10 protein-coding genes are annotated in these 12269 nt (G+C 73.1%); 2 read left to right on the plus strand and 8 right to left on the minus strand.

What is annotated here, in order from left to right:
* Window positions 1–8: 8 nt before the first annotated feature.
* The 4 genes from ACZ4WH_RS07260 to ACZ4WH_RS07275 form a co-directional block, all read right to left on the minus strand.
* On the minus strand, window positions 9–878 hold the full coding sequence (locus tag ACZ4WH_RS07260) for a COG1470 family protein (RefSeq protein WP_468177507.1): 870 nt from the start codon (window positions 876–878) through the stop codon (window positions 9–11).
* 310 nt (window positions 879–1188) lie between these two features.
* Window positions 1189–1908, minus strand: coding sequence for an LPXTG cell wall anchor domain-containing protein (locus ACZ4WH_RS07265; RefSeq protein ID WP_468177509.1), 720 nt, complete (start codon window positions 1906–1908; stop codon window positions 1189–1191).
* Between the two features lie 166 nt (window positions 1909–2074).
* Window positions 2075–2653 carry an ATP-binding protein gene (locus ACZ4WH_RS07270; protein WP_468177511.1) on the minus strand — a complete coding sequence of 193 codons (579 nt, stop codon included), beginning with the start codon at window positions 2651–2653 and terminating at the stop codon, window positions 2075–2077.
* 557 nt (window positions 2654–3210) lie between these two features.
* Window positions 3211–3588 carry an STAS domain-containing protein gene (locus tag ACZ4WH_RS07275; protein ID WP_356940728.1) on the minus strand — a complete coding sequence of 126 codons (378 nt, stop codon included), beginning with the start codon at window positions 3586–3588 and terminating at the stop codon, window positions 3211–3213.
* Window positions 3589–3834: 246 nt separating this feature from the next.
* On the opposite strand from ACZ4WH_RS07275, the gene ACZ4WH_RS07280 reads away from it, so the two are divergent.
* Window positions 3835–4731 (plus strand): RNA polymerase sigma factor SigF, encoded by an 897-nt coding sequence (locus ACZ4WH_RS07280; protein WP_468177513.1) that lies wholly within the window; start codon window positions 3835–3837, stop codon window positions 4729–4731.
* 233 nt (window positions 4732–4964) lie between these two features.
* The gene (locus tag ACZ4WH_RS07285) at window positions 4965–6494 is read left to right on the plus strand and encodes a ricin-type beta-trefoil lectin domain protein (protein ID WP_468177515.1); all 1530 of its coding nucleotides are present in this window, start codon (window positions 4965–4967) and stop codon (window positions 6492–6494) included.
* Window positions 6495–6506: 12 nt separating this feature from the next.
* Here the strand turns inward: ACZ4WH_RS07285 and hutI are convergent, their stop codons facing one another.
* The 4 genes from hutI to hutU form a co-directional block, all read right to left on the minus strand.
* Entirely contained in the window at window positions 6507–7682 is a 1176-nt protein-coding gene (gene hutI, locus ACZ4WH_RS07290; RefSeq protein ID WP_468177517.1) for an imidazolonepropionase, read from the minus strand.
* A gap of 29 nt (window positions 7683–7711) precedes the next feature.
* On the minus strand, window positions 7712–9049 hold the full coding sequence (locus ACZ4WH_RS07295) for a formimidoylglutamate deiminase (protein ID WP_468177519.1): 1338 nt from the start codon (window positions 9047–9049) through the stop codon (window positions 7712–7714).
* Entirely contained in the window at window positions 9046–10248 is a 1203-nt protein-coding gene (locus tag ACZ4WH_RS07300; protein WP_468177521.1) for an allantoate amidohydrolase, read from the minus strand. Before ACZ4WH_RS07300 ends, ACZ4WH_RS07295 begins: the two co-directional genes overlap by 4 nt.
* A gap of 191 nt (window positions 10249–10439) precedes the next feature.
* On the minus strand, window positions 10440–12104 hold the full coding sequence (gene hutU, locus ACZ4WH_RS07305) for a urocanate hydratase (RefSeq protein ID WP_468177523.1): 1665 nt from the start codon (window positions 12102–12104) through the stop codon (window positions 10440–10442).
* Window positions 12105–12269: the final 165 nt, after the last annotated feature.

Raw genomic sequence — 12269 nt, forward strand, 5'->3', positions numbered from 1 at the left:
CACCCGCCTCACGACACCGCTCCCGTCGGCTCCACCGCGCCGGGTCGGGGTTCGGGGGGTGCGTGGCGGCGTCGGTGTCGGGTCCTCAGGAGTGCGGCCGTACCCGCCGCCGCGGCCGCTCCCGCCCCGCCGGCCATCGCACCCCACGGCACGTACGCCGCCGTGGTGCCCGCCGTGTCGTACGCGCCGCCCGCCGCCGTCACCGTCAGCCGTACGCGCACCTCGTCCAGCACCGGCCGGCCGGGCCACGGCTCGCTGAGCGTGCGCCGGGCGCCCGGGGCCAGTCGGACCGGCAGGGTGCGCGGGGCGCGGTCCAGGACCCGGCCGAAGAGTCCGTCGGCGCGCACCGCGAGCTTCGGCACGAGGACCGTCGTACCGCGATTGACCAGCTCGTACGTGATCCGGTCGGCGTGCACGGCGAGGTGCTCGACGGTTAGCGCGGCAAGCGAGGGGCCGCCGACGCGCAGCCGTACCGGCACGGTCGCGGTACGGCCGTGCGCGTCCCGCACGACGATCGCGCCGGTGCGGTCGCCGGGCGCGGCACCCTGCGGCACGGTCACCGTGAAGGGCACCTCGGCACGGGTACGCGCCGGAACCCGCAGGCCGCTCCGGGCGAACACCGTCGGCACACCGGTGCCGCGCAGCCGGACCGTGACCGGCGCCCGGCCCCGGTTGGTCACCGACACGGTGTCCCGCAGGACCGTCCCGGGGGCGCCCTCGGCGTAGAACGCGGGGCGCCCACCGCCCAGGGGCGCGACCGACCAGTCCCCGGCCCGCGCGACGGCGGGCGGTGCCGCGGTCAGCAGCGTGAGCGGCAGGAGCAGGGTGACGAGCGCGAGCGGGGTGACGAGCGGGAGCCGGGTGCGCGGCTCGGGCAAGGTGCGCGGCTTGGGCAAGATGCGCGGCGAGTGGGGCGGGCCTGGCTCGCGGGCGGCGGGCGGCATGGGCGGCTCCAGCAGGGTGGCCGGACGGTTCGGCGGTGGCCGGACGGTCAGGCGGTTGCCTGACGGTTCGGCGGCGGCAGCCGGACGGTTCAGCGGGGGCGGCCGGACGGTTGAGCGGGGGCGGCCGGACGGTTGAGCGGGGGCGGCCGGACGGTTGAGCGGGGGCGGCCGGACGGTTGAGCGGGCCGGGGTGGCGGTGTGCGGTCTGGCCGGCCAGACGGCGTCTGCGGTCTGGGCCGGTCCCTCAGCGCCGAGCGGTCTGCCCCCGTCGGGTCAGCCACAGCGCGCCCGCCGCGCCCGCGAGCAGGACCGTGCCGCCGAGTGTGCCGAGGGCGACCGCGGAGTCCTCGGGGCCGGTCTGCGGAAGCTGCCCGGCGGAGGAGGTGCCACCCGAGGAGGAGCCACCGGATGACGAGGACGAGGACGAGGAGGACGAGGAGGACGACGAGCCACCGGCCGCTGTCACGTCCAGGGTCAGCGACGGCCCGGGACCGTTCGTCGGCGTGCAGGTCGTCGTCGTACCCAGCGCCTTGATCGTGAGCGTGCCCGCCGTGAAGGTGACCTTCCCGCTCTTCCTCGGCGTGTAGGTGCCGCTCAAGTCGCTGATCTTGATCGGCGTGTCGGCCGGGACGGCCGCGTCGTTGGCGGGCCCGCTGACCGCGAGGGTGCCGCTCTCGGCGCCGCCCAGCTTGATCGTGGCGCTCGGGCTCATCGCCCCCTTGCCCAGCTCGACCGGGCTGGAGGAGACGCCCTTCTGCCAGGACATGGTGATCTTGTAGCCGCTGCCGCTCCTGACGCCCTTGATGTCGATCGGCGAGACGGCGGTCTTGACCCCGATCGGCGTCTGGCAGCGGTAGTTGACATCGACGACCTCGGCGTGGGCCGCCGGCGCGGCCAGCAGCACCGCGGAGCCCGCCAGGGCCGTGGCGGACGCGAGCGCGGCGGTTCGTTTCGGGTACGACACGGTCGGTCCACCCCATTCATTCCTGACGGCACATCAGATTCGGCCGTCAAGGTACGCCCGGGGTCGTGAGGAAGGAAGACACGTCACACGCCGGAGTTGTGCTGATCCGGCGTGCGCGACGCGGTGTCGGAGTGGAGGCGGGGACTCGGGTGGCCTCCGCCGGCACTCAGGCGGGGGCGCCCAGCTCCGCCCAGACCGTCTTGCCCGGCGTACCGGGGGCACGGACCACGCCCCAGTCCAGGCACAGCCGCTGCACGATGAACATGCCGTGCCCGCCGGGCCGGCCGGCGCGGTGCGGGGTGCGCGGGGCCGGCTGGCCGGTGCCCCGGTCGGAGACCTCCAGCCGGATCACCTTGTTGTCGCAGGCGAGGAGCAGTTCGTCGGGGCCCTCGGCGTGCAGGCAGGCGTTGGTGACCAGTTCGGAGACGACGAGCAGCACATCCTCGGCGGCGGCCCGCTGGTCGGCGGTGGCGGCGGGCAGCCAGCCCCACGCGTACAGCGCCTGGCGGGTGAAGTCGCGGGCGAGCGGGACCACCCCGCTCTCGCCTTCCAGGCGCAGCCTGCGGATCTGCCGGCCGCGGGTCCGCGGGGTGCCGTCGGCCGGGCCCGGCGGCCCGGACGACACGGACGGCGCGGCTGCCCCCGTGGCTGCGCCGACGGCCGACGCATCCCCCTCGGACGCCCCGGAAGCGCCGCTGGGCTCCGGGCCGCGGTCGCCCGGCGAGTAAGGCCGGGTGGTGCTCATCAGCGCTTCACCTCACCGATTCACCAGTTCACGATTCAAAAGTCCGGTCAATGGTCCGGCCGGCGGTCTCCGCCCGGACCGTACTGTCGAAGGCAAGCGCCGTCGGCACCATAGGCGCCGTCCGGTCGGCACGTCGTCCACGCGTCGTCCGTTGGCCGCCGGCACGCCGTTCGTACGTCGTCCGCGCACCGTCCGGACGCCGTCCGAACACCGCCCGGCGATCGTCCGTCCGCCGCCCGGCCAGGAACCCATACCCGCCCGTCCGCCGAACGCACGCCCTGTCCCGGTCGTCCGCCGCCCCCTGGAGATCCGGAGATCCGGAAACCTGGAGACCGACGACCTGAGACCGACGACCGACGGCCGGAGACCGACGATCGACGACCGGAGATCGACGACCGAGGAACGAGGACCGACAGCCGGCAGCCCGCGGGACGCCTCCCGCCTTCTTCTGCCCTCTCCTGCCCGACCGATCCGACGGAACACCCCCGTTCTGGGCGTGATGCATGTAACGCCCACGGGAAGCCGTGCCGGGCCGGGTCGGACACCGGGGCGGCGGATCAGTCGGCACCGTCGGCCAGGGCCGCCTCCACGGAGTCGTGGACGGTGAAGACCGCCTCGGCCCCGGTGATTTCGAATACGCGGGCGACCACTGGCAGCATCCCGGCCAGATGGACCCCGCCACCGGCCGCCTCCGCCTTCAGGCGGGCGCCGAGCAGGACGTTCAGCCCCGTGGAGTCACAGAACTCCAGGCGTGAGCAGTCCACAACGAGCCGCGAGAAGCCCTTGTCCAAGAGGTCGTCGAGGGGCTCACGCAAAAGATCGGCGGTGTGGTGATCGAGCTCACCCGCCGGTGTCACAACGGCGCTGGAGCCCTCTTCCCGCACCTCCACCAGAAGCCGGCCCGACTGTGCGCTGCCGACCGTCCCGTGGTCCATGCCGTCTCTCTCCCGAGGTCGTGGCTGCTGATGCCCTCGAACATTACGCCTTCCAAGCACACTCCGACACCCGAACATCCGCACAGAAACGGACATATAGCGACAGAACGCACTTGCGACTCGCTCGGTGCAGCGGGTAGGGCTAGTAAGGACACACACCCCTACACGCCGGCTTCGGAGGCGCCGCACACCGCAGTGCACGTACTGGCTTCGGCAGCCTTATGCCGAGAACGATGGAGGACACCCATGTCACCCCGGCTCGACGCATCGCATACCCCCCTGGCGACGTCGACACCCCCACCGGAACAACTGGATCATCCCATCGACCCCCTCGACCTCGTCGAGGGACTCCCGGAGATCCCCCCGTACGACGAGATCGGCCCGGTCGACGCGCGGGCCCTGTCCAAGACCCTCTTCGAGCGCCTGGAGGCGCTGGAGGAAGGGACGCACGAGTACGCGTACGTCCGCAACACCCTCGTCGAGCTCAACCTCGCGCTCGTCAAGTTCGCCGCCTCCCGGTTCCGCTCCCGCAGCGAGCCGATGGAGGACATCATCCAGGTCGGCACCATCGGCCTGATCAAGGCGATCGACCGCTTCGAACTCTCCCGTGGCGTCGAGTTCCCCACCTTCGCGATGCCGACCATCATCGGCGAGATCAAGCGGTTCTTCCGTGACACCTCGTGGTCCGTGCGCGTCCCGCGCCGGCTCCAGGAGCTGCGGCTCGACCTCGCCAAGGCGGGCGACGAGCTGGCGCAGCAGCTGGACCGCGCCCCCACGGTCGCGGAACTGGCCGAGCGTCTCGGCATCTCCAACGACGAGGTCGTCGAGGGCATGGCCGCCTCGAACGCCTACACCGCCGCCTCGCTGGACGCCCAGCCGGAGGAGGACGAGTCCGAGGGCGCGCTCGCGGACCGCATCGGATACGAGGACCACGGGCTCGAAGGCATCGAGTACATCGAGTCGCTCAAGCCTCTGATCGCCGAACTACCGCCCCGGGACCGGAAGATCCTCTCCCTGCGTTTCGTGGCGAACATGACGCAGTCGGAGATCGGCGAGGAACTCGGCATCTCCCAGATGCACGTGTCCCGGCTGCTGTCGCGCACGCTGGTACGGCTGCGCAAGGGGCTGACGCTGGAGGAGTGACCGTCCGCGCGGTACTGACGCGCGTGCTCCGCGCACTGCGGTGAGCGGCCCGGCACGGATGCCGGGCCGCTCCGCCGTCCCCGGGACCCAGCCCACCGGCTCACGGGTGCCCGACGCCCCAACTGTTATGCGGTTCCTCACAGAAACCTCTTTCCGCGACCGGCGCCGTCCACCACTATGGGTGCCCAAACTGGCTGGTATGTCAGCGGCCTTCTCGGGACGGAGGGTGTTGCATGGCTGAGGGGGACCACGCCACGGCGGGGGACCACGCGGACGCGCCGGACACACGGCTGACCGAACTGCTGCGCTCCCCCACGCCCACGGCCTACCCGGCGTTGCAGGAGCTGCGCCGCCGGCACCACCCGGCGGTCCTCACCTACGCCCGGCTGTGCGCGACGAGCGAGTCCGCGGCCCGTCGGCTGGCGGCGGAGACGTTCACCACGGCGGCCCGCGAGACGGCCCGGGGAGTCGAACCGCCCGTCCCCCTGCGCCACCGGCTCCTGCTGCTCACCGCGCGGCTGGCGGCGGACTGGGCGCGCGACGAACGCTCCGCGGGCGTCGACCCGGGCCTGCTGCTGGTGCTGACCACGGCCGGCCGCCCCGAGGGCCCGACCCCGCCCCTGCTCCCGGCCTACACGTCACTGCCGTCCCGCGCCCAGGGACTGCTCTGGTACGGCGTCCTCGACGCGGAACCCGAGGAACGCACCGCCGCCTTCCTCGGCCTCAGCCGCGCGGACGTCTCCTACGACACCCCGCGTGCCCTCGCGGCCCTGGCCCAGGCGTGTCTGCGGCACCGGCTGGCCGCCTCCGACGACCCGCGCTGCGCGGACTTCCGGCGGCTGATCGAGGAGGCGGTACGGCCGGACGCCCCGCGCCGCAGCGCCGACCTGGACACCCACATGGCGCGCTGCCCGCACTGCACGGCCGCCTTCGAGGAGTTGCGGGCGCTGCGGGACGCGCCCCGGCAGACCCTGGCCGAGGGACTGCTGCCGTGGCGGGGAACGGCGTACCTGCGCCGGGACGAGCACCCCGGACCCGACGCCGTAACCACGACGGTGGGCGCACCGGGCCGGCCGCCCCGAAGCCGCGTCCTGCTCGGCTCGGCGGCCCTGGGCGTGGCCCTGACCCCGCTCCTGGTCTTCCTCTTCAGCCCCGCGCACTCCACCGACCGCCGGCCGGCGGCGGCGACCCCGGCGCCCTCCTCCGTGACGGTCACGGCAACGGTCTCGGTCCCCCCGTCCCACTCCCCCTCCCCGTCCCCCACGTCCAAGTCCCCGTCCCCCACCCCGACCTCACACCGTCCGACGCCCACCCCGCCCCGCCGGGAGACGCCCAGCCCGACGCCCCCGCCCGCGCCGCCGGGCGCCGCCTACGCCCAGGTGGTCAACCTCGCCACGGGCCGCTGCCTGGACATCCGCGACGGCGACCTGTCCCAGGGCAACGACGTCGTCACGGCCCCCTGCGACTCCTCCGCGACCCAGCGCTGGCGCGTCGACACCTACCTGGGCGTGCTCCGCTCGGCGGCCGACGACGACTTCTGCCTGGACAGCCGGGGCGCGGTCGACCGAGGGGTGGGCATCTGGGAGTGCGACTCGGTCCACGGCCGCAACGGCGAGAACCTCCGCTTCACCGTCGACCCCGACGGCACGATCCGCCCGGCCATCGCCATCGAGACGGCGGTGACCCCGGACGACGGCAACGGCCTGTCCCTGCGTCCCCTGTCCGACAGCAGCGGCCAACGGTGGCGGGCCGGGGCGAGATGAGCGTCCCCCGGCTCACACCACCCGGACCCCGCGGCGCCACACGCCGCTGACCAGGGGGACGCCCGGGCGGTAGGCCAGGTGGACGTGGCTGGGGGCGTCCAGGAGGGTCAGGTCGGCGTAGCTGCCGGGGGTGAGGCGGCCGATGTCCGTGCGGCGCAGGGCCGCCGCGCCGCCCGCCGTGGCCGACCAGACCGCCTCGTCGGGGGTCATCCGCATGTCGCGGACGGCCAGGGCGATGCAGAAGGGGAGGGAGGAGGTGAAGGACGAGCCGGGGTTGCAGTCGGTGGAGAGGGCGACCGTCGCGCCCGCGTCCAGCAGGCGGCGGGCGTCCGGCCACTCGGCGCGGGTGGAGAACTCGGCGCCGGGGAGCAGGGTGGCGACGGTCGCGCTGTTGGCCAGGGCGTCCACGTCCGCGTCCGTGAGGTGGGTGCAGTGGTCGGCGCTGGCCGCGTCCAGTTCGACGGCCAGCTGGACGCCGGGGCCGTAGGAGAGCTGGTTGGCGTGGATGCGCGGGTGCAGGCCTTTCGCCTTGCCGGCCGTGAGGATCGCGCGGGCCTGGTCGCCGTCGAAGGCGCCCTTCTCGCAGAAGACGTCGATCCAGCGGGCGTGCGGCGCGCAGGCGTCCAGCATCTCGCCGGTGACCAGGGCGACGTAGGCCGCCGGGTCGTCGGCGTAGTCCGGGGAGACGATGTGCGCCCCCAGGTACGTCACCTCGTCGGTGTGCTTCGCCGCGAGGCGCAGGGCGCGGGACTCGTCCTCGACGGTGAGGCCGTAGCCCGACTTGGTCTCGAAGGTGGTCGTGCCCTGGCGGAGGGCCTCGTCGAGGTAACGGGTGAGGTTCGCCTCCAGTTCCGCGTCGCTCGCCGCCCGGGTGGCGGCGACCGTGGTGCGGATGCCGCCCGCCGTGTAGGAGCGGCCGGACATCCGGGCGTTGAACTCCTGCGTCCGGTCGCCCGCGAAGACCAGGTGGGAGTGGGAGTCCACGAAGCCCGGCAGCACCGCCCGGCCGCCCGCGTCGACCCGGTTGTCAGTGGCGGGTGCTTTGCTTGACTCACCGGTCCACACGACACGGTCGCCGTCGATGACGACGGCCGCGTCCTGGACCAGACCGAGGGGGGAGTTGTCACCGAGGGAGGGGTCGTTGGTGACCAGCGTGGCGATGTTGGTGATGACGGTGCTGCTGCTCATGGTGTCGTCCTCGTGGGGGTCGGCGTTGCTCAGCCGCGCAGGGCTTCGACGGCGGCGGCCAGCGCCCGCGGCACATCCGGTACGAGCGTGTGCGCGCCGTCGCGTACGACGTGCCGGCCGCCCACGACCGTATGCCGTACGTCCGCCGCGCCCGCCGCGAATACGGCCGTCTCGGCGCCCAGCCGGGGCAGTGTCCCGGCCGTCCTGACCGAGTCCAGGGCGATCGTCGTCAGGTCGGCGAGCGCGCCGGGCTCGATGGCGCCGGCGTCGTCCCAGCCGAGGGCGGCGTGGCCGTCGGCGGTGGCGGCCCGCAGCAGGGCGGCGGCCGTCCAGTGGCCCCGGGTGCGGGTGCGCAGCCGCTCGTTCAGCTCCATGGCGCGCGCCTCTTCGAGCAGGTCGATGACGGCGTGGCTGTCGGAGCCGAGGGAGAGCGGGGAGCCGGCCCGCTGGAGGGCGACGGCCGGGCCGATGCCGTCGGCCAGGTCCCGCTCGGTCGTCGGGCACATGCAGGTGCCGGTGCCCGAGCCGCCGAGCAGGGCGATGTCCTCGTCGGTGAGGTGGGTGTTGTGCACCCCGGTGGTGCGCGGCCCGAGGACGCCGTGGTCGGCGAGCAGCCGGGTGGGCGTGCGGCCGTGCGCGGCGAGGCAGGCGTCGTTCTCGGCGGTCTGCTCCGACAGGTGCACATGCAGCGGGGCCCGCCGCTCCTCGGCCCAGCGTGCCACGGTCGCCAACTGCCCCGCGGGCACGGCCCGTACGGAGTGAATCGCCGCCCCGATCCGCGCGTGATCCCGCTCCTTGAGAACTGCACAGCGTTCGGCCCAGGCCTCCGCGCTGCCGTCGGAGAACCGCAGCTGGTGCGCGTTGGGCGGCTCCCCGAAGCCCGAGGAGAGATAGCAGGTGTCCAGGAGGGTGATCCGGATGCCGGCCTCGGCGGCGGCGGCGATCAGCGCCTCCCCCATGGCGTTGGGGTCGGCGTAGGGGGTGCCGCCGTGGGCGTGGTGCACGTAGTGGAACTCGCCGACACAGGTGATGCCGGCGAGGGCCATCTCGGCGTACACCGCGCGGGCCAGGGTGTGGTAGGTCTCCGGGGTCAGATGGTCGGCGACGGAGTACATCACCTCGCGCCAGGTCCAGAAGGTGCCGGAGCCGACCTGGACGGTGCCGCGCAGCGCCCGGTGGAAGGCGTGGCTGTGGGCGTTGGCGAGCCCAGGCAGGGTGAGCCCGCGCAGCACCTCGGCGCCGGGCGGCGGCGTGGGCGTCCCGGTGCGGACGGCGCCGATCCGCCCGTCCGCCACCTCCACCGTGACCCCCGGCTCGACATAGGTGCCGAGCCAGGCGTGCTCCAACCAGTAGGTCCCCTTGGTCACCTGCGGGCCAGCCCTTCCAGTACGTCGGCGAGTGCGCGCACCCCGGCCACACAGTCGTCCTCGGCGGCGAACTCGGCCGGGGAGTGCGAGACACCGGTGGGGTTGCGCACGAACAGCATGGCGGTCGGGACGCTCCCGGAGAGGATTCCGGCGTCGTGTCCGGCGCCGGTCCCGAGCACGGGCACCTTCAGTTCGGTGTCCTTGCCCAGGATGCGGCCGAGTTCGTCCCGCAGGGCGTGGTCGAACTCCACGACCGGGGTGAAGGACTCCCGGACGACGCCGAGGTCGATGCCGTGCGCGGCGGCGTACTCGCGCGCGGCCTTCTCCACGCCCCCGACGACCGTGTCCAGGGTCTCCTGGTCGGCGGCACGGGAGTCGAGCCACCCGCGCACGAGGGACGGAATCGCGTTCACCCCGTTGGGCTCGACGATGATCTTCCCGAAGGTGGCGACGGCACCGGCGAGTTCGGCCTCGCGGCGGGCGGCGAGCACGGTCTCGGCGTACGACAGCATCGGGTCCCGGCGGTCCACCAGCCGGGTGGTGCCGGCGTGGTTGGCCTCGCCCCGGAAGTCGAACCGCCACCGGCCGTGCGGCCAGATGGCACTGGCGACGCCGACCCGGTCGCCGGACAGGTCCAGCGCGCGGCCCTGTTCGACGTGCAGCTCCACGAAGGCGCCGATCCGGGCCAGCCGCTCGGGGTCGGGCCCGATGGCGTCGGGGTCGTACCCGGCCGCCTCCATGGCCCGGGGCAGACTGATCCCGTCCCCGTCGGTGAGCCGGTGGGCCTGCTCGACGGTCAGTTGCCCGGCGGTGAGCCGGGAGCCGACACAGGCGAGCCCGAACCGGGCCCCCTCCTCGTCCCCGAAGTTGACGATGGCGAGGGGCCTGGCGAACTCCACGCCCCGGCCGCGCAGTTCGTCCAGCGCGGCGAAGGAGGACACGACCCCGAGGGGCCCGTCGAAGGCCCCGCCGTCCGGCACGGAATCCAGATGCGACCCGGTGACGACGGCGTCCCCGGCGGCCGGATCCCCCAGCCAGGCCCACTGATTCCCGTTCCGGTCGACCTCGTACGAGAGCCCACGGCCCTCGGCCTGCTGCCGGAACCAGTCCCGGCACTCGGCGTCCGCCCCGGTCCAGGCGTAGCGCCGGTACCCACCGGATTCGGAGTGCCGCCCGATGGGAAGCAGCTCGCGCCACATCTCATGGAAGGAGACACCGCGTACAGCCTGTGACCCACCCGAACCCGCAGACCGCACAGGCCGTACAGGCTGTGGCGCATCCGAACCCGCAGGCCGTACAGGCCGTACAGGCTGTGGCACAGCCGAACCCGAGGACGGCGACGAGACCTCAGCCCCCACCGGAGAGTCGCCGTGCCCGCCCTTGCCGACGGTCACGCCTCGCCACCCTCACGCATAGGCACCCGAACCCCCCGCTCGCCCGCGACGGACTCCGCGATGTCGTACCCGGCGTCCACGTGCCGAATGACACCCATCCCGGGGTCATTGGTCAGCACCCGGCGAATCTTCTCGGCAGAGAGCTTCGTACCGTCGGCCACCGTCACCTGCCCCGCGTGGATGGACCGCCCCATCCCCACGCCGCCACCGTGGTGGATGGACACCCAGGAGGCGCCCGAGGCCACGTTGACCATCGCGTTCAGCAGCGGCCAGTCGGCGATCGCGTCGGACCCGTCGAGCATGGCCTCGGTCTCCCGGTACGGCGAGGCGACGGACCCGCAGTCGAGGTGGTCGCGGCCGATGGCCAGCGGCGCGGCCAGCTCACCGCTCGCCACCATGTCGTTGAAGCGCTCACCGGCCTTGTCCCTCTCGCCGTAGCCGAGCCAGCAGATGCGCGCGGGCAGGCCCTGGAAGTGGACCCTCTCACCGGCCAACTTGATCCACCGGGCGAGGGACTCGTTCTCGGGGAACAGCTCCAGGATCGCCTTGTCGGTCTTGGCGATGTCGGCCGGGTCGCCGGACAGGGCCGCCCAGCGGAAGGGGCCCTTTCCCTCGCAGAACAGCGGGCGGATGTAGGCGGGGACGAAGCCGGGGAAGGCGAACGCCCGGTCGTAGCCGGCGAGCTGGGCCTCGCCCCGGATGGAGTTGCCGTAGTCGAAGACCTCGGCGCCGGCGTCCATGAAGCCGACCATGGCCTCCACGTGCTTGGCCATGGACTCGCGCGCGCGGGTGGTGAAGCCGGCCGGGTCCTTCGCCGCCTCGGAGGCCATGTCCTCGAAGGGCACACCCACCGGGAGGTAGGACAGCGGGTCGTGGGCGGAGGTCTGGTCGGTGACGATGTCGATGGGGGCGTTCATGGCGAGGAGCTGCGGAACCAGCTCGGCCGCGTTGCCGAGGACGCCGATGGACAGCGGACGGCGCGCGTCACGGGCCTCCACGGCCAGCTGGAGCGCGTGGTCCAGGGAGTCGGCCCTGACGTCGAGGTACCGGTGCTCGATGCGGCGCTCGATGGCGCGCGGGTCGCAGTCGACGCAGATCGCGACACCGTCGTTCATGGTCACGGCGAGCGGCTGGGCGCCGCCCATGCCGCCGAGGCCGGCGGTCAGGGTGATGGTGCCGGCCAGGGTGCCGCCGAACTTCTTCGCGGCGACGGCGGCGAAGGTCTCGTAGGTGCCCTGGAGGATGCCCTGGGTGCCGATGTAGATCCAGGAGCCGGCGGTCATCTGGCCGTACATGGTCAGGCCGAGGGCCTCCAGGCGGCGGAACTCCTCCCAGTTGGCCCAGTCGCCGACCAGGTTGGAGTTGGCGATGAGGACACGCGGGGCCCACTCGTGGGTCTGCATCACGCCGACCGGGCGGCCGGACTGGACCAGCATGGTCTCGTCCTGCTTGAGGGTCTTCAGGGTGCGGACCATGGCGTCGAAGGAGCGCCAGTCCCGGGCGGCCTTGCCGGTGCCGCCGTAGACGACGAGCTTGTCGGGGTGCTCGGCGACCTCGGGGTCGAGGTTGTTCTGCAACATGCGCAGAGCGGCTTCCTGCTGCCATCCCAGGGCGCTCAGTTCCGTGCCGCGCGGTGCTCGTACGGGGCGGGGTCCCGACATCGTCTGCCTCCTCCTGTGCCTACGTCTATTCACATCCTGTAGGTCTGAATAGAGCTAGTCAATACACCGGGACGGCCCCGTCCGCGCGCGGCGGGTGTTTGGCTGGAAGCACTGGTGGCCGAGACAGGACGGAGAAGCCGTGGCGGAGATCGAGACGGTCGAGGA

The organism is Streptomyces sp. NPDC029138 (assembly GCF_055564375.1).

Excerpts from the sequence above, each read along its gene's own strand:
- ACZ4WH_RS07270 (WP_468177511.1), bottom strand. The coding sequence starts at position 2,653 with ATGAGCACCACCCGGCCTTACTCGCCGGGCGACCGCGGCCCGGAGCCC.
- ACZ4WH_RS07275 (WP_356940728.1), bottom strand. The coding sequence starts at position 3,588 with ATGGACCACGGGACGGTCGGCAGCGCACAGTCGGGCCGGCTTCTGGTG.
- ACZ4WH_RS07280 (WP_468177513.1), top strand. The coding sequence starts at position 3,835 with ATGTCACCCCGGCTCGACGCATCGCATACCCCCCTGGCGACGTCGACA.
- ACZ4WH_RS07285 (WP_468177515.1), top strand. The coding sequence starts at position 4,965 with ATGGCTGAGGGGGACCACGCCACGGCGGGGGACCACGCGGACGCGCCG.
- hutI (WP_468177517.1), bottom strand. The coding sequence starts at position 7,682 with ATGAGCAGCAGCACCGTCATCACCAACATCGCCACGCTGGTCACCAAC.
- ACZ4WH_RS07300 (WP_468177521.1), bottom strand. The coding sequence starts at position 10,248 with ATGTGGCGCGAGCTGCTTCCCATCGGGCGGCACTCCGAATCCGGTGGG.
- hutU (WP_468177523.1), bottom strand. The coding sequence starts at position 12,104 with ATGTCGGGACCCCGCCCCGTACGAGCACCGCGCGGCACGGAACTGAGC.